This window comes from Candidatus Ichthyocystis sparus (genome assembly GCF_900078745.1).
GTDB lineage: Bacteria > Pseudomonadota > Gammaproteobacteria > Burkholderiales > 2013Ark19i > Ichthyocystis > Ichthyocystis sparus.
Map to the genome: position 1 here is coordinate 278246 of NZ_FKII01000061.1, position 16125 is coordinate 294370.

The 16125-nt window shown below is 39.4% G+C and carries 14 protein-coding genes and 1 rRNA gene; 6 read left to right on the plus strand and 9 right to left on the minus strand.

The window, feature by feature from the left end:
• The first annotated feature begins 290 nt into the window (after window positions 1-290).
• Window positions 291-1346: a hypothetical protein gene (locus A6733_RS07065; RefSeq protein WP_092460709.1), complete on the plus strand. Its 1056-nt coding sequence runs from the start codon at window positions 291-293 to the stop codon at window positions 1344-1346.
• Here A6733_RS07065 and gshB read toward each other — a convergent pair.
• The 5 genes from gshB to A6733_RS07090 form a co-directional block, all read right to left on the minus strand.
• On the minus strand, window positions 1343-2269 hold the full coding sequence (gene gshB, locus A6733_RS07070; RefSeq protein ID WP_092403008.1) for a glutathione synthase: 927 nt from the start codon (window positions 2267-2269) through the stop codon (window positions 1343-1345). The genes A6733_RS07065 and gshB overlap by 4 nt on opposite strands.
• Entirely contained in the window at window positions 2269-2964 is a 696-nt protein-coding gene (locus A6733_RS07075; protein ID WP_092403006.1) for a tetratricopeptide repeat protein, read from the minus strand. The genes gshB and A6733_RS07075 overlap by 1 nt, the downstream gene beginning before the upstream one ends.
• A gap of 79 nt (window positions 2965-3043) precedes the next feature.
• Window positions 3044-3751 carry a c-type cytochrome biogenesis protein CcsB gene (gene ccsB, locus A6733_RS09460; protein WP_242641462.1) on the minus strand — a complete coding sequence of 236 codons (708 nt, stop codon included), beginning with the start codon at window positions 3749-3751 and terminating at the stop codon, window positions 3044-3046.
• 407 nt (window positions 3752-4158) lie between these two features.
• On the minus strand, window positions 4159-6147 hold the full coding sequence (locus A6733_RS07085) for a cytochrome c biogenesis ResB family protein (protein ID WP_092403002.1): 1989 nt from the start codon (window positions 6145-6147) through the stop codon (window positions 4159-4161).
• A 51-nt stretch (window positions 6148-6198) separates the two neighbouring features.
• The gene (locus A6733_RS07090) at window positions 6199-6906 is read right to left on the minus strand and encodes a c-type cytochrome (protein ID WP_092403000.1); all 708 of its coding nucleotides are present in this window, start codon (window positions 6904-6906) and stop codon (window positions 6199-6201) included.
• 115 nt (window positions 6907-7021) lie between these two features.
• Between A6733_RS07090 and yihA the strand changes: the two genes are divergently transcribed.
• Window positions 7022-7615: a ribosome biogenesis GTP-binding protein YihA/YsxC gene (gene yihA / locus A6733_RS07095; RefSeq protein ID WP_092402998.1), complete on the plus strand. Its 594-nt coding sequence runs from the start codon at window positions 7022-7024 to the stop codon at window positions 7613-7615.
• A 23-nt stretch (window positions 7616-7638) separates the two neighbouring features.
• Window positions 7639-8652, plus strand: coding sequence for a porphobilinogen synthase (gene hemB, locus A6733_RS07100; protein ID WP_092402996.1), 1014 nt, complete (start codon window positions 7639-7641; stop codon window positions 8650-8652).
• On the opposite strand, the gene A6733_RS07105 is transcribed toward hemB, so the two are convergent.
• Window positions 8613-9710, minus strand: coding sequence for an anhydro-N-acetylmuramic acid kinase (locus A6733_RS07105; protein WP_176696090.1), 1098 nt, complete (start codon window positions 9708-9710; stop codon window positions 8613-8615). The genes hemB and A6733_RS07105 overlap by 40 nt on opposite strands.
• Before the next feature lie 63 nt (window positions 9711-9773).
• Between A6733_RS07105 and tyrS the strand changes: the two genes are divergently transcribed.
• Window positions 9774-10994, plus strand: coding sequence for a tyrosine--tRNA ligase (tyrS, locus tag A6733_RS07110; RefSeq protein ID WP_092402992.1), 1221 nt, complete (start codon window positions 9774-9776; stop codon window positions 10992-10994).
• A 12-nt stretch (window positions 10995-11006) separates the two neighbouring features.
• Window positions 11007-11978 carry a tRNA dihydrouridine(20/20a) synthase DusA gene (gene dusA / locus A6733_RS07115; RefSeq protein ID WP_092402990.1) on the plus strand — a complete coding sequence of 324 codons (972 nt, stop codon included), beginning with the start codon at window positions 11007-11009 and terminating at the stop codon, window positions 11976-11978.
• Here dusA and A6733_RS07120 read toward each other — a convergent pair.
• The 3 genes from A6733_RS07120 to glyQ all read right to left on the minus strand — a co-directional run bounded on the left by A6733_RS07120 (window position 11975) and on the right by glyQ (window position 15723).
• Window positions 11975-12646 carry a lysophospholipid acyltransferase family protein gene (locus tag A6733_RS07120; RefSeq protein ID WP_175330494.1) on the minus strand — a complete coding sequence of 224 codons (672 nt, stop codon included), beginning with the start codon at window positions 12644-12646 and terminating at the stop codon, window positions 11975-11977. The two genes, dusA and A6733_RS07120, sit on opposite strands and share 4 nt — an antisense overlap.
• Before the next feature lie 98 nt (window positions 12647-12744).
• On the minus strand, window positions 12745-14823 hold the full coding sequence (gene glyS / locus A6733_RS07125) for a glycine--tRNA ligase subunit beta (RefSeq protein WP_092460711.1): 2079 nt from the start codon (window positions 14821-14823) through the stop codon (window positions 12745-12747).
• Window positions 14824-15723: a glycine--tRNA ligase subunit alpha gene (gene glyQ / locus A6733_RS07130; protein ID WP_092402984.1), complete on the minus strand. Its 900-nt coding sequence runs from the start codon at window positions 15721-15723 to the stop codon at window positions 14824-14826.
• Between the two features lie 296 nt (window positions 15724-16019).
• Between glyQ and A6733_RS09465 the strand changes: the two genes are divergently transcribed.
• Window positions 16020-16125, plus strand: a 16S ribosomal RNA gene (locus tag A6733_RS09465); the annotation flags it as partial.

A 16125-nucleotide genomic window follows, 5' to 3' on the forward strand; every position in this document is an offset into this window, starting at 1 on the left:
CATGTTTATTTTGATATATACGCTTATTTTGTTGTGATTTCTATCCTACATAGAAATGATGTGTGCTGGTTGTACCTAATCTTAACTGTGATAGGTGTGTATAATCGTAATTGCTAATGCCGGTGTGGAGTGATATAGGAGAAACTTGTAGCCGGGGCTTGTGTGCTGTGTCCACAGGTTGCACGAGGTACTAAAATAAGAATGAATGGGTAAAAGGGGAAGAACGCCCAAAAATAAAAAGAGCGTTCATCATACGAGAATAATGAAATATAAAATTTGATGGTGATATTATGCTTGGCGTTGGTAGTGCTGATGTAGGTGAAGTCTGTGAAGGTGCTAGCGGTGAGCCTGTAGCTGGTTCGTCGTCATCTTTATTGGGTAGTGTGGGTGGCGATATTCCTCTGACATGTAGTGCGGGTGAAGTTACTGCTCTGTCATCCATCTGTTGCATGACGGTTAGGGCTCGTGAAAGTTCTTTTTCCTCTTCTTCTAGTGATGACTGCGATGAAGATATTGGATCTCTTAGGGATATACTAAGAAGTCATTCCTCTACATATTATGGCAACATGAGGGATTGCTATAGTTTACGCCGGGATTGCAATATTTCTATCTTGGGTATATCAGGTACCCTATATCGTTTGAGTTCAGGTGGTGAATCTTGTGTTCAATCTGGTGAATGTGAGTCCCTTTGCGTTATGCTTGGGGTTGCTGCTGGACTAATTGAGAGTTCTCAGAAGCTACTAGAAAGTATTTTTGGTAAAGTGACGTTCCTTTACCACAATAGAGAAAGACTTTTGTGTAGGGGTTATGCTGTTTGTTCTATGAGACTAACTCAGATTATTAGAGAAGAATTGGGGGAAGGTTCTGCATCGGCAGAGTCGTCTTCTTCTAGTGGTGAATCTGATGAAGAAGTTGAGGTAACAATCTCTCCTGAGGGTCCTAAAAAACATAGCGTACGTTTGGGAGGGTCTGAAATTAATGTATTAATGTCAATATTAAGAAATTTTTGTTCGTATTTTTGCTCTTATGTCTTGGAGTTGGTGTCATTGTTGGAACACATTGCTGATAGTGGTGTATTTGCCAGTTTGGATGAAGAAATTAGATCTCTTATCAATTGTGCTAGTGAAGCGATGTTGACTGGTGAAATGATTGTTAGGGTTGCTGGGAGAACTATTATGTGTATTGGTAGTCGTCCCCTTGATCCTATTGGAGAGGAAAGTTCTGTTGGTGAGGAGGAGGATGCAGCAGGTTATATAGAAGTAAGGAGAAGTTATCTTAGACGTGAGTTCAGACGTAGTCTCGCCAGTAGCTGTACTCTCCCTGCAGTTGCTGAGGGATCTGATTAAGGTTGAATAAACTTTTCCGCTAGCTTTAGCCTAAACTCTGTTCCTTCTTCTATTTGCCTAAGACAAGAAGGACAAGTTATGTTGATCTCGTTTAAATGGCCGTCAATAATGTCGAGACCGATCATGACTAATGGCTTATTTGAGAAGAAGTTAGCAACCGCCTCTCCAATATGCTTTTCCCTTTCTGATAGCGGTAATGTCCTAGCTATCCCGCCAGCTGCTACGTTAGCTCTGAAGTCATCATCCTTAGGGAGGCGCCTCAACCCAAAGGGAATTACTTGCCCACGCACTATTATCGCACGCGTATCTCCTACTTCATGCACCTGAGGGAGAAATTTTTGAAGCATTATCTTTTCGGTGAAATGATTTGTTAACATGTCAAGCAGCAGAAATTTATTCTTATCACTATCCTGAATAATAAAGACCGAATCCCCGCCCATTCCATCTAATTTTTTTGCTACACTGGATCTGTGTACGCCGGAGAATTCGTATAACACTTCCTTGTTTGCACTTACAATAGTCGGCGCTATGTATTCAGGGAAATTGAAAATGGAAATCTTTTCATTAATTTGCTGAAGATATACCGGATCATTGTGTACAGCTACACCATGCTTGTTTTGCAACTGCTGGAGCAGTATCGTAAGGTGTAGATATTCATGATGAAACGGTGGCTCCTTGCGAATGAAAATTTGATCTAACTTATGCAGCAGTATCTCTGATGCTTGCGAGACAATACGCGTTTTTTCAAATTTTGTAACTTGACTGCAATTTGCTACTAGCTCACCGTCTACATATGATATATCCTCAGAATTACAGAAGAACACCGAGTGGCCAAGGTTGAATGACTCTTGCATAACAAAAAGTGACGTATCACGGTCAAACACAAGCCCTTCTACAGGGTCTATTATGAACAGCAGGTTCATTATTTTAGTGTAGATAGCAATTTTTGTGCTTCCTTCTTACGCCCAGAATCTCCGATGGTATGAAATTTCCTAACGTTAGTCTTGGTAACTTTTTCTAGTGTAACCCTAGCTTTTTGCATGTTTCTTTTTGCTATATAATATTTTGCTAGATAAAAATTTGCGTCAATATTATTAGGATCTTTTGCAATGGCTTTATCAATCATGTCTTTTGCTTTTTTAAGGCTACCAAAACCGATAGGCCAAGATGGTACATTTAAGTAAAGAGCTCCAAGGGTGGTATACGCGTATCCATCTAGAGTACTAGGCTCATCAGAAGATACTACTTCATGCAAAAGCTTGTATGACTCTTTTGCCAATGATAATCCCTTTAATCCACCCTTTTCTCCAGCTACAAATGCCAATATAGCTGCGTATACCGTTTTATTTGATTGGGATGGGTCCTTTTGCATATTTGCTTTAGCCACTGTTAATAGATTAACGGCAGACTTTTCCCTATCCTTGGTTTGGGTGTATCTAATTTTGTTCATTTCTTCTAGCATGTAGTATGGCTTTGGTTGTTGCTCAGATTCATCAGTATCAACTATTTTATTTGTGCTTACTGCTTCAGCCGGTTTGGTTTTAGTTGTTGCAGCTGAGGATATATTGCCAGCCACTAACATTAGACCAATGCAAATAGATGAGATTATGTATTTCATGTCTGTCCTTTGAGTAATTGTTAGACTATACGCCAAGCTTTGCGGTGAAAATAGGATAACATCAGATTAATTTGTTTCATTAGAGTCTTCCATATGAATGTAGACCCGATAATAGGATGTTTACTCCTAGAAAAGCAAATAACGTTATAAATAGGCCGATGATAGCCCACCAAGAAAGTATTTTATGAGAAACGTTATTTATGAGACAAGCATGTAGCCAGGCAGCATAGTTTAACCAAACAATAAGCGACCACGTTTCTTTAGGATCCCATTGCCAGTAAGATCCCCAGGCATCAGCAGCCCATAATGCCCCTAATATTGTTGCGAGCGTAAAGAATAAAAAACCAGTGGAAATAAGCTTGTAAATAAGTGTTTCTAAACTCTGAAGAGTAGGTAGCGCCTTAATCCATCCCTTGTCCTTAATAATCCATGCCACTCCCGACATAGCAGCAGCAGAAAAGCAGCCATATCCTACAAAATTGGCGGGAACATGTATCTTCATCCAATAGGACTGTAGCGATGGTGAAAGAGGGACTATAAGATAAGATTTTCTCGTAGTGCCATACCAAATCATAAACAGCCCAGCAATGACAACTATAGGAAGTATTAATGCACCTAGATTACGTATCTCTAGTTTCTTCTCATACCATAGATACACTAGTGCCGTGATAATCATGAATAGAATAAATACTTCATACAGGTTTGAAATGGGAACGTGGCCAATTTCTTGTCCCATTAGATATGATTCGTACCACCTGACCAGCAAACCAGATAAACCAAATCCCACTGCTAACCATGTGTATTTTGTACGTGACACAGCTACTCGTTTAAAAATGTCAAGCCAGTGGATAATTGTTGCCATTACAAACATAACAAGCATCCACCCAATGAGACATTGACTGGATAAAAAATATTTTAGCCAAAAAGAATGATGGATATTTTCTAATTGATTTTGGTAAAGTACTACTGATAAAAAAGCAATTAGTAATGACAAACACAATGTAACAAATAGTTCTATCCAAAGAATGTGTATTGTCCAAAACACTATAGCTGTGATGCTTCCAACCATTATCGTTGTAGCAAGCGGATAATGTATTATGAAGATCTTAGAAAACAAAGATACTACTAGTATCAGGCTAGAACATAGTATAGCTAATAGGGACAAACTATTCCTTGATGTAATATAAGTCCTAGTTATTCGGCCCATATTTCAATTTCCTTAATTAGATTTTTGGTAAACTCGTCCAACGAAGATAGAGTTTGGTTGTCTTTTATGCCAACTAGTACCTCATTTATATTTTTTTCATGTTGGCGTATGAGAATAAAAACTTTTTTCTCATGTATGTACAACATAATTATAATTCCCATGACTATGAATATCGATCCAAAGCCAATGAAGCTTAACCCAGGGGATTTCGTTATTTCTAGAATGCTATTGTTGACTATTTTATATTTTGATAATTTTGCTATGAATGAGGAATGGTACTCTGAACCATCTGAAACTGACACAAGGTAGTCCCAGAACCGAGTACTATCAACTTGTTTCATGCTATTTTGCCAGACAAAAAGGCATAGCCTCTCGAAAATTCTAATTAGCCGCTCCTGATCTGCCGATAGTTTATTTTGGCTCATGTCTATGTGTAGTAGTCTGAAAATTCCCCTGAATCCTTCCCTAGAAAATGATAAAAGCATTTTATTTAGTAAGATTGAAACTTGAAGCTTGTCTTCATGTGATCCAGGACTCTTGTCCAAAAATGATGAGACCGTTCGTTTACGGTAATGTGGGTTAATAAGCAGATTTCTGAAAGAAAGGAATGGGGTTAAATTGCCACTGCTGTCCGTTGGAATTTTCCAATAACTAAAATTTTCATTACGATTATTCCTTACACCTAAAAATATCCACGGCAATCCAGATATCATTACAGGATGAGAAAAGTTATGGTACTCAACTATGGAATTGTCATTGTAGGTTATCCTATAGGTAAAATCTGGACCAAGATCTATTAATTGCCGTGAATATAACACTCCTGCTGAGGAGAAGAAATTCATCAATGACCCAAGTGTTGATCGCTTGTTTTTAGTTGTTGTTTCAAGAAATTTTTTATCCTCAATATTCCTCTCTTTGAAATCTAGTAATTCTATGGTGTATCCAGACTGTAATTTTTCTTTCTGCCCCAGTTTCAATTTAATTGTCTTGGTAGTACTACCTTTAGAATTTAAATCGCTTATATTTAACAAATTTAACGTCAATGTAGTTCCGCTATTTGAAAAGCTCGATTGATAGATAGTGAAATTGCGGTAACGCAAGGGGTGGTTAACTGATATTTTATGCTCAAAAGACTTATGATTGCCCTTGTCTGTCAATAAAATTGTGCTGACAAATTGCCTAGGCGTTCCATTTTGGTACCAATCTACTTTGAAATTTCTTAGCTCAATAAAAAATGGCAATTTCTGTATCAGAGTCCCCTCATTGAAGTTTATAATACCATTGTCATTTTGCAATCCTGGCCTTAGAAATAGGTTGGCACGATAACTAACTGAGTCTGTATTGATAATGTTTTGCGAACTATAATCAGATCCTGCTACCAATGGTTTTTTGTTTTTCAGGTGTATTTTAACAAGTAAGGGAATATGCCCATCAATCAAGGCCCCCAGGCATATCACAATAATTGCTGAGTGGGTTAGGAAGTAACCGACAAAGCGCCAAGACTTTATTTTGCCAACTATTGATACTTTTTGCTGTTTTTTATCCTCTACCTCTGCTACACGATAGCCATTACTACGAAGGTAGGTTGATATGCAATTTTTAAGCTCGTCCTGACTAACCGTATATGTGCCTTTTGATTCTGCCTTGTTGAGCAAGTTTTCAGGAAAATTGAAGTTGTGCCATTTCTTTATAGCCTCTGGGATTTGACGGTGTATACAGCACGATACGGATAGCACTAGTATTACTAGGATAGTTATATACCAGACGGAGTTATATACATTATATAAACCTAGGTACTTAAAAAAAGGAAACCAAAACAAACCAAATTGGTTTAGATAGGCAGTGTTTGACTGACCTTGCGTTAACACAGTCCCTATTATAGATGCTGCTGATAAGATAATCAGTAAACTTACCGCAAAACCCATCGAGGTAACGCAGGAGTACCACCTTAAAGTCTGCGAGTTGCCTATCCTCATTTTGTTATTTCACACCTCAATATTTCAAATTTTAGAAACAGAGGAAGAAAATTAGGAACGAATAAAATCCGATTTAGGATTGAAATCAAGACCAGAAGCATATGTAGATACAGCAACTATTTCCTCATCTGTCATACGTGACGCAATGGTCTTCATCATACCATTAGGACCACCAGGGCGCTTCCCAATACGGAAATTCTTAAGTTGCTTAATTAGGTATTCAGAGTTTTGACCACCAACACGAGGGAACAATTTTGGCATGCCTTGACCAACGACGCCGTGACAAGCAGCACAAGCCGGTACTTTAGAGGAAGGTACCCCGCTTCTCCATATCTTTTCACCAAGAGCTATTACGTCGGGGTTAGCCTTTATAGGGGTAACTTTGGGTTTGTAACCATGGTACATATTGCCAAAATTTACCATTGAGTTCTCATCTAATACGTTTGATAGAGGAGACATATAGACCGCATACCTCTTATATACAGGATTACCTTGACTATCTAATACTCGATTGCCTTTCTTGTCTAAAACTTGAGCAAAATTTTGCATCTGCTCAGTTATATACTCCGGAACCTGACCAGCTATAGATGGGCCAATTAACCAGTTACCTTTATCATCCCTTCCATTGCCGTCTGTGCCGTGGCACTGAGCACAGTTATGATTAACAGGGGGGGATTTACTGTTGTCTGCTGACCAGCAAATGGATGCCGCAAGAGAAGATACTAGCAAATAAGTAATAGTACTAAATAGTCGAAACATGATGTACTCCAAGTACTGTCTGGTAAGAGAATAATTGGTTACACTAGGAGTCCTGGTTTCCTTATAACGATGTTGCTACGCTATACACAATCCCCAAAACTATCTGGTAACTTCAATGATACATGGCATCGACTATTTTAGCACTGTTGTGCGTAGAGAGGATCTTCCAAGGTTATCTTTGCCAGAAGTAGCCATAGTGGGCCGCTCCAATTGTGGAAAATCTACTCTGATTAATATTTTGTCTTCCAGAAGGAGGTTGGCGTACGCTAGCAAAACTCCAGGATGTACCCGTACTCTTAATTTTTTTCTAGTTCGAGAACGGGGATTTTTAGTTGATTTGCCGGGATATGGGTTCTCTAGTGTCTCTAGATCTGAGAAGAGCCTGTGGGTTGGTTTCATAGAAGATTACTTGTTGACCCGATGCAATTTGTCAGGTACGATCCTCATTTTAGACATTCGTCGCGAGGTAACTGCCCTAGACCAACAGTTTCTTTCTTGGTTTAAGCAGACAGGGGTTCCGGTTTACATTGTTCTCAGTAAGGTTGATAAAATTTCAGCGGCTCAGCGCAAGTCTACCCTTCATAGAGTTAAAGATAATATCGCAAACAATTTGGGTGGTATGAACCTGTTGCCAGCTATAGGTATGGTTTCTAGTTTGCACAAGACAGGATTAGAATCATTGACCGATGTTATTACTAGTTGGTTTTAAAATTGTAATATTGGGATGTGGGGATGACCAGAGTATTTTCCAATAGATCCTTTCCAGCTACGCGGTTACGCCGCATGAGAAAAAATGCGTTCTCTCGCCTGTTAGTTCAAGAGTCCTTACTTACCATCAATGATCTTATTCTTCCAGTGTTTATTTGTGATGAAAGTAATATGGCTTGTGCAATACTAGGGATGCCTGGTGTACATCGCTATTCGCTAGATAAATTGATGTTCTACATGGAAAAAGTAGTACATTCTGGCATTCTTGCCGTCGAGCTTTTTCCAAATATTGATGACAACACGAAAGATGCCCTTGCTAGCCAAGCCCTGCGGGACGATGACGTTGTTTGCAGGGCTGTTAAGTTAATTAAGAGTAATTTTCCCGAGTTGGGTGTTATGACTGATGTTGCTCTGGATCCCTACACATCAAACGGCCAAGATGGTATCGTCGACTCTGATGGGTACGTTGTAAATGACATTACTAATGATATCCTTGCAAAGCAGGCATTAAATCATGTTGCGGCTGGTGCAGACATGGTTTCTCCGTCCGATATGATGGACGGAAGAGTGGGTTGTATACGTAGTGCGTTTGAGGATAATGGTTTCTGTGATGCAATAATAGTTGCACACTCAGCAAAGTATGCTTCGTCGCTGTATTCCCCGTTTCGTCGTGCGGTTGGAAGCTTGGGTAATCTAGGTCCGTCTACTAAGGAGACCTATCAGATTGATCCATCAAATATTTCTGAGGCATTGAATGAGGCAAGCTTGGATATTGCAGAAGGTGCTGATGCTGTTCTAGTTAAACCAGGAATGCCGTATCTGGATGTTTTGTATGCTATTAAAAATACTCTTAATGTTCCAACATTTGTATACAATGTTAGTGGTGAGTATGCCATGGTTAAGGCAGCCTCCATGTCCGGGGCTATAGATGAAAAAAGCGTCGTATTGGAGATTTTGTTGTCATTCAAGAGGGCAGGTGCTGATGTCATTATTAGCTATCACGCTCTCGAAGCAGCTAAATGGTTGACCGCTGGATAGAGTGCTCCTAATATCTTAGGCGCACACTGACTGCCAGTTATGTGATGTGTGATAACAGGCTCTCCTAGTATGTGTTTGACTGCTAACCATGATATTAGCCCGCACTCTACATGTTCAGGTTCTATGCCTAGCTTTTTTGTAGAATGCAGCTTTGTATTTTGGTTAACCTCCGCTAGTCTTTCCATAAGATAAGTGTTTTTTGTTCCGCCTCCACAAAAATACAAAGCATCTGTTTTTGGGGCGAACTTGTCTATGGTTTTTTTACATAGTAATGCGGTAAGTTCTGTTAGAGTGCTCTGGACGTCTTGTGCGCTTATGTCTACATTGCTCTCTCTTATTCTACCCTCTATCCAGTTTATGTTAAATATTTCTTGACCAGTACTCTTAGGTGGCTCTTGACTAAAAAAAGCCTCTCCAAGCATGCATTCTAGTAGTTTATGGTTTATCTTTCCACCACGAGCCCATTTTCCATAAATATCAAACGAGCCTTCACTGTTATGTTTTGCATACCAACTATCAATGAGCGTTACCCCGGGTCCAATATCCCAGCCCAAAGTTGGTTTTCCTAATACGCTTATGTTGGCTATTCCTCCCAGATTTATAACAGACCGTTTTTCTTCTGGAGAGTAAAAAGCTGCTGTATGAAATAGCGGGGCAAGAGGAGCTCCTGTGCCACCATTGGCAATGTCAGCATTCCTGAAATCTCCCACTACAGAAATGCCAGTTTTGTGCGCCAAACGAGCATAATTACAAATCTGAATAGAATACAGTGGTGGCTGATGCCATATAGTTTGTCCATGTGCACCAATAACGTCTATTTGTCGCTTAAGTTTTATCGAATGGTCGGATAGTTTCTTGACTACTACTGAATATTCGTCAGCAATGTCAGAAGACAATTTGCAAAAATCTGTTAGCTCTATAGCCTTAGATAGGCGAATTTTATCTATATTCCTGCGGAGAGAATCGCTGAAAGGATGGTAAGCATGTGCTAAAATTGAGGTGCATTTTTCATAGGATACAAGCGTTCCATCTGCACCGTCTAAACTGCTCCCAGACATAATACCTATGGACGTAATTTCCTTTTTTTTGCTAATCGACATGAATTACTTTCCGAGAAAATTATGCTTGATGATACTACGTTCGGAATGGCACACAATCTCTTGTCTGACCTTGCTCCAAGAGCCAAGGAGATCATTGCAGATGAGCATCTACTGGGTAAATTAGAAGCTGGTGTTTCCTTGAAGGTTAAGGCCGGATTTGATCCTACAGCTCCTGATTTGCATCTTGGCCATTCCGTATTACTAGAACAGCTGAAAAATTTACAAGATCATGGCCATGAAATAATCATAGTTATAGGTAATTTTACCGCAAAAATTGGTGATCCGACCGGAAAGAATATTACGCGTCCTGCTTTGAGTAATGAGGTGGTACAGAAAAATACCAAAACATATTGTGATCAGTTGTTTAAAATTTTGGATAAACAAGCTACCACGCTGGTTTTTAATAGTGAGTGGCTAGATGTACTTGGTTCTTCCGGTTTAATTGAACTGTCGTCCAAGTATACAGTTGCTAGGATGCTTGAGAGAGATGATTTTCATAATAGGTTTTACTCTAATCACGCTATTTCTATTCACGAATTTTTATATCCATTGCTTCAAGGATACGATTCAGTAGTTTTGAAAGCTGATATTGAAGTAGGCGGTACTGATCAAAAATTTAACTTGTTAATGGGTAGAGAGCTTCAGAAATCATACGGAATGGCTCCTCAAGGAATAATTATGCTACCCCTGTTAGAAGGCCTAGATGGGGTTCATAAAATGTCTAAATCCTTAGGTAATTATATTGGCATTACTGATGACCCAAAGAGTATGTTCGGGAAACTGATGTCAATTTCCGATGACCTGATGTGGCGCTACTATGATATGTTGTCGACTGTTGAAGGTGATAGTCTGCGTGAAGCTAAGGTTCGTGTTAGTAACTCCCAAGAAAACCCCAAGGATATAAAAGTTTCTTTGGCTAAGGAGCTAGTATCTAGGTACTGGTCTCAGAGTGATGCAGACCAAGCAGAACAGTCATTCTTTCGCCAATTTGTAGCTAACGAAGTTCCAGAAGACGTTCCAGAATTAACTATTTCTTCAGATAATACAGGGTTTTTGCCTATTTCTAAGGCTATTAAGATAGCAGGTTTGGTTGATAGTCACAGTGAGGCCTACAGAATGATAAGTCAAGGTGCTGTGAAATGTAACCAGGACAGAGTCTCAGATAGAGGCCTGGTTTTGCCCTCAGGGAGGTTTCTTCTCCAAGTAGGGAAAAGGAGATTTTGTTGGGTTACTATTACCTAGTGTTTTAGTCAGATGAGAACTTCACGGCATATTTTTTCCGTGGCCCCCATGGTGGATTACACAGATAGACATGCTAGGTTCCTCTACAGGATCATGAGTCGCCATGCATGTTTGTATACGGAAATGTTGACGGCCAACTCTGTTTTACACTCCGTAAAAGATCTTCTCTACCATAATGATGATGTAGGGCCTGTTGTTTTACAGTTAGGAGGTAATATTCCTAAGGATCTTTTTTTGTGCGCTAAAAGGGGGGAGAGTGCTGGATATTACGCTATCAACCTAAATTGTGGCTGCCCGAGCAGCCGTGTGGTTGGTGGTGGGTTTGGGGTTGAAATGATGAGAAACCCTACACATTTGATTTCTTGTCTTAAGGCTATGCAGGATGCTGTGTCCATTGAGGTAACACTAAAGCACAGGATAGGTATAGACTACACCTATTGTTATTCAATGTTCCGAGATTTTGTGGGTACCGTAGCTGATTGCGGTGTTGGTACTTTTATTATTCATGCTAGAAATGCTATCTTGGAGCGCAAAATCTCGCCAAAAATGAATTTGTCTGCCCTAAAGCTTCGTTACGATTTTGTGTATCGCATAAAGGAAGATTTTCCTGGTCTGTTCATAATCATAAATGGTCACATAGTTGATTTTGAAGATATAGGCTTTCATTTGGATAAGGTGGATGGAGTGATGCTGGGAAGAAAAGTGCTTAAGGATCCATGGCTTTTGCACAAAGTGGATGTTTTGTACGATGCTAAACTAGAGAACACAAGCATGAGTCGCATACACGTAATCCATAAATTCATAGAGTATGCTATTAATCAAGAAAATAAAGGTGAAGTGGTTAGTGCTAAAAGTTTGCTGCGATACATCCTAAATATCATGAACGGTACCCGAGTTTCTCGTCTCTGGAAGCAATTAATATCAGGACCAGACAGCAGTATACCCAGCGTTATAGATTTCCTGGAAAGACACACTCTGTACTAGTCTAATAACGATCGTTCCTTGTATACCCAGTTTTCTAGCTCCTCCGTTAGTTCGTCCTCAGTTTTTCCTTCCGGATAGATTGGTTTGCCAAAAGAGATTGTTACATCACCAGTTTTGGTAAAAAATATACCGGGCCATATGTTTATACTGTTTGTTGCTATTGGAAGTACAGGGGTGTTTGTTTCCAATGCAAGTCTTGCAGCTCCTTTTTTGAATGGCACTCTACTTCCATCCCTTACTCTTGTGCCTTGGCTGTAGAAAAGTATATTATTGCCCTTGCGTAATTCATTTTTGCTCAGCTCAATTACCATTTGTCTGTCTTTACGTCTCCACCCAAATCCAGAATCGATTTTGATTACAGGGGTCATGGCAATAGCCCATCCAGCAAATGGCAGAAACATAACATATCCCTTTACCGTAAAAACAGTTGGCGTAAGTATGACTGGCATAGTGATTGCGTCCCAATAGGATTCGTGATTGGAGACGAAAATTAGAGGTCCTTTGTTCCTATGTAGGTTTTCCTTTCCCTTTAGTATAATTTTTCCGATTAAAAAATCATGCATAGCACAACTGAAGAACCTTACTATTGGCATAATTGTTTTTAGTCGTGTGGTTGAGTCCTTGTTCAATGAAAATATACCTGCAATAAATGCAGCAACCGATGACATGATTAGTACTACAAGCATAATGAGTGCACGTATTACTTGTCCTGGTATGCTATTCCCCAAGAATCGTAGGTGGATTTTCATAACAGTTATTCATACCTCTACAGTTTTCCAAGTTTGTACTTCAAATCAAAAATGTTCTTAACTTTGTTAAGTAGGGCAATTCTGTTGTTACGAACAGACAAATTACTGTCATTAATCATAACGTGATCAAACAATGCCTCTACACGCGTAGACAGCTTTTCTAATTGTTCCAGGTGATTACGTGAGCAGTCAAATTTGTTTGTTTCATTTAAAAGTTCAAACTCTTCTTTTTTATTAAGTAACTCTTCAGCACACAGTACGCAACTTTCTCCATCTCTATTCTTAGTTATGTTTTCTATTCTTTTTCTTGCCTCTACTATTCGGTTTATAGAAGGGCTCTTAAGCCACGTTTGTAGTTCCTCATGTCGTTTTTGTAAGTTATTTATATCGTCTACACCGTCCACTAGGCAGGCAGTTACCCTTTTGTCGTATCCTAGCACTTGGGAGGCATAGTTTTTCGCTCTCTCCAAAATAAAATTTGATGCTTCCTGAGCAAATATTTTTGATGTTGCAACATCAAGGAATACCTCTTGTGCAGAATTTATTAATTCTGATAGAGCCGGTAAATTGTCGTAGCAAGTGTAAGCTTTAACAATTCCCAGAGCCTTTCTCCTCAGAGCAAAAGGATCCTTTTCTCCAGTTGGTATTTCATTTACAGAGAAAAGCCCAAGCAAAGATTCTAACTTTTCACTTACATTAAGATAAACAGATACGGTTCCTATGCTTGTTTCCTCAAATGAATAGCAGTAATGGTTGTATATAGCCTCAACAACATCATGGGGCTTGTTTTCCCTTTTTGCATAATAACTTCCTATAACACCCTGTAGCTCAGGGAACTCTTTTACCATTAATGTGCTTAGATCAGCTTTGCATAATCTACAGGCTGTTTGCAGCTGTTGTTTTTTTTCTACAGAGAGACTACCGGCTAGCGACATCTTTTTTGCAATTTTACATATGCGAGCTGTTCGGTCCATCTGGGTGCCAAGTTTTGTATGGTAGACAACACTAGATAGCCGTTGGAAACACTCTTCCAAAGTGTGCTTACTGTCCTGCTCATAGAAAAATTTAGCATCAGCCAGCCTGGCCCTCAGTACTCTCTCATTACCTTTGATGATGTAACTATGATCCTTTGGCTTATGGTTAGCCACCATAATAAACTTGTTTATGATATTTTTATCTTTATCCTTGAGGATTATGTATCTTTGATTAAGCCTCATAGTAAGTTCTAGGCACTCATGGGGAAGCTCCAGGAGAGATTTTGGAAAAGCTCCAACATAACTTGACGGGTATTCGACTATATTACTAATTTCATATACCAATTCTTTGTTTATTTCTTCTTCAATAGGGTTGGGCACATTTTCTGTTTTTGCTATTTCTGAGATTTGCTCACATATTACACTTGACCGTTTTTCGTTGCGTATAATTACTGACCCCTCTTTTTCCATTTGTTCTTCATATCTATCTGGGTTTTCTATCTTTATTGCTTTCGAGCAAAGTACACGATGACCGAATGTTGTTCCTGTAGAATTAACCCCAGCAATTTGTATTGGTATGATAGATTCTCCATGCATAACCAAGATATTTCTTATCGGTCTAACAAATGATAAAAACTGTTCAGTTGACCACGACATTTCCTTTAGCGAAGGTATCTTATGCAGTGCTTTGAAGATAAATTTTTCAATCACCGTATCTAAGGAAATTACATTGGGCGGTCTGTTCCATATAAGCCATGGCCTTTCATAATCTGTGGCATTAACACACAACTCATTAATGTTTGGCCTAACATCCATGCGTTGGAGCTTCTTCTCAAGGGCTTCTGTTGGTTCTCCATTATCAGTGTAGGCAATTTCCTGCGGTAGTATTTTGATTTTGGAGGGCTTAGAATTAGAAAAAAGAGAAACATATTTTGCTAAGAATACGATACGGCGCGGAGTGGTGTAGCAACCAAAATCGCTATTGTTAGTATCTAAGAACCCATCTTTCGATAGGTCCTGTACAAGTCTTTTTGATATATGTTCTCTGATGACCTTAATATCACCAGCCGGCAGTTCCTCAGTGCCTATTTCTATTAACAGAGTTTTCTGAGAAACATTCATTCATGAACCTTGATGCTTGTGTAGTAAGGGGAAATTTTGTTTTTCCCTTTGCTGAGAGTAAAGTAAAGCGACTCTACGAGACATGTTACGGATACGCTTTATGAGAGCAACTCTTTCCGTGCTAGATATAGATTGTCTTGCATCAAGCAAATTGAAAATATGTGAACATCGTAATGTCATGTCATAGCCCGGTATGGGAAGTTCCTCATCAATTAGTCTTTGAGCTTCTTTCTCAAGCAAGTCGAACATCTGGAATAACATGCTTGCGTCTGATTTTTCAAAATTGTACCAGGACTGCTGAATTTCATTTTCTTTCCAAATGTCACCATAAGTTAATGAGTTACCAAAACTGTCTGTATTCCAAATTAGATCGAATACATTATCCTTTTCTTGTAAGTACATTGCCAATCTCTCTAGACCGTATGTTATCTCTGCTGATACAGTTTTGCACTTTATTCCGGCAATCTCCTGAAAATAGGTTATCTGAGAAATTTCCATACCATCAAGCCACACTTCCCAGCCCACTCCCCATGCTCCTAGTGTCGGGGATTGCCAGTCGTCTTCAACAAAGCGGATGTCGTGGTAGCGACCGTCTAGGCCCAACTTGCTCAGACTTTTAATGTAAACTTCCTGAAGGTCTGTTGGTGCTGGCTTTATGATAGTCTGAAATTGGTAGTATCGTTGCAATCTGTTTGGGTTTTCTGCGTATCTGCCATCTGATGGTCTGCGTGACGGTTGTACATAGCACGCGGACCATGGTTCCGGTCCCAGTGCGCGTAAAAATGTTCCATAGTGAAATGTACCAGCGCCAACTTCATTGTCTATGGGCTGCAAAAGAGTGCACCCGTAGTCTGTCCAATATTCTTGTAAGCCCAAAATAATTGCTTGAAATGTTTTCATAAATCAGGTGATTCTATGATGATTGAATTTCATAATTAAGCGAGTATAGTATACTATCGTTTTGTTGATTCTTTGTTACAGATGAAGTTCGTATTTACCGTAATGTTTATTTTTTGTTTGACAGAAGGGCAATTTTCTAGAACAATCTCGACCCTCGGTTGTTAGTTTTTTGCTAAGTTGCAGGGTTGTTCTGGTGGTTTTTGAGATCTTTAAAAAAGAGAGTAAGCAGTTAATAGTTGTGAGCGGGTTAGGAGAGGTTCGCGATAAGCGGGCTAAGTTTGTTAAGAAATAAGATATAACTAAAGAGTTTGATCCTGGCTCAGATTGAACGCTGGCGGCATGCTTTACACATGCAAGTCGAACGGCAGCACGTTTTAGGCAACTAAGATGGTGGCGAAAAAA

Coding starts and splice junctions, on each gene's coding strand:
- A6733_RS07065 (WP_092460709.1), top strand. CDS start 291: ATGCTTGGCGTTGGTAGTGCTGATGTAGGTGAAGTCTGTGAAGGTGCT.
- gshB (WP_092403008.1), bottom strand. CDS start 2,269: ATGAACCTGCTGTTCATAATAGACCCTGTAGAAGGGCTTGTGTTTGAC.
- A6733_RS07075 (WP_092403006.1), bottom strand. CDS start 2,964: ATGAAATACATAATCTCATCTATTTGCATTGGTCTAATGTTAGTGGCT.
- A6733_RS07085 (WP_092403002.1), bottom strand. CDS start 6,147: ATGAGGATAGGCAACTCGCAGACTTTAAGGTGGTACTCCTGCGTTACC.
- A6733_RS07090 (WP_092403000.1), bottom strand. CDS start 6,906: ATGTTTCGACTATTTAGTACTATTACTTATTTGCTAGTATCTTCTCTT.
- yihA (WP_092402998.1), top strand. CDS start 7,022: ATGATACATGGCATCGACTATTTTAGCACTGTTGTGCGTAGAGAGGAT.
- hemB (WP_092402996.1), top strand. CDS start 7,639: ATGACCAGAGTATTTTCCAATAGATCCTTTCCAGCTACGCGGTTACGC.
- A6733_RS07105 (WP_176696090.1), bottom strand. CDS start 9,710: ATGTCTGGGAGCAGTTTAGACGGTGCAGATGGAACGCTTGTATCCTAT.
- tyrS (WP_092402992.1), top strand. CDS start 9,774: ATGCTTGATGATACTACGTTCGGAATGGCACACAATCTCTTGTCTGAC.
- dusA (WP_092402990.1), top strand. CDS start 11,007: ATGAGAACTTCACGGCATATTTTTTCCGTGGCCCCCATGGTGGATTAC.
- A6733_RS07120 (WP_175330494.1), bottom strand. CDS start 12,646: ATGTCATCGGTTGCTGCATTTATTGCAGGTATATTTTCATTGAACAAG.
- glyS (WP_092460711.1), bottom strand. CDS start 14,823: ATGAATGTTTCTCAGAAAACTCTGTTAATAGAAATAGGCACTGAGGAA.
- glyQ (WP_092402984.1), bottom strand. CDS start 15,723: ATGAAAACATTTCAAGCAATTATTTTGGGCTTACAAGAATATTGGACA.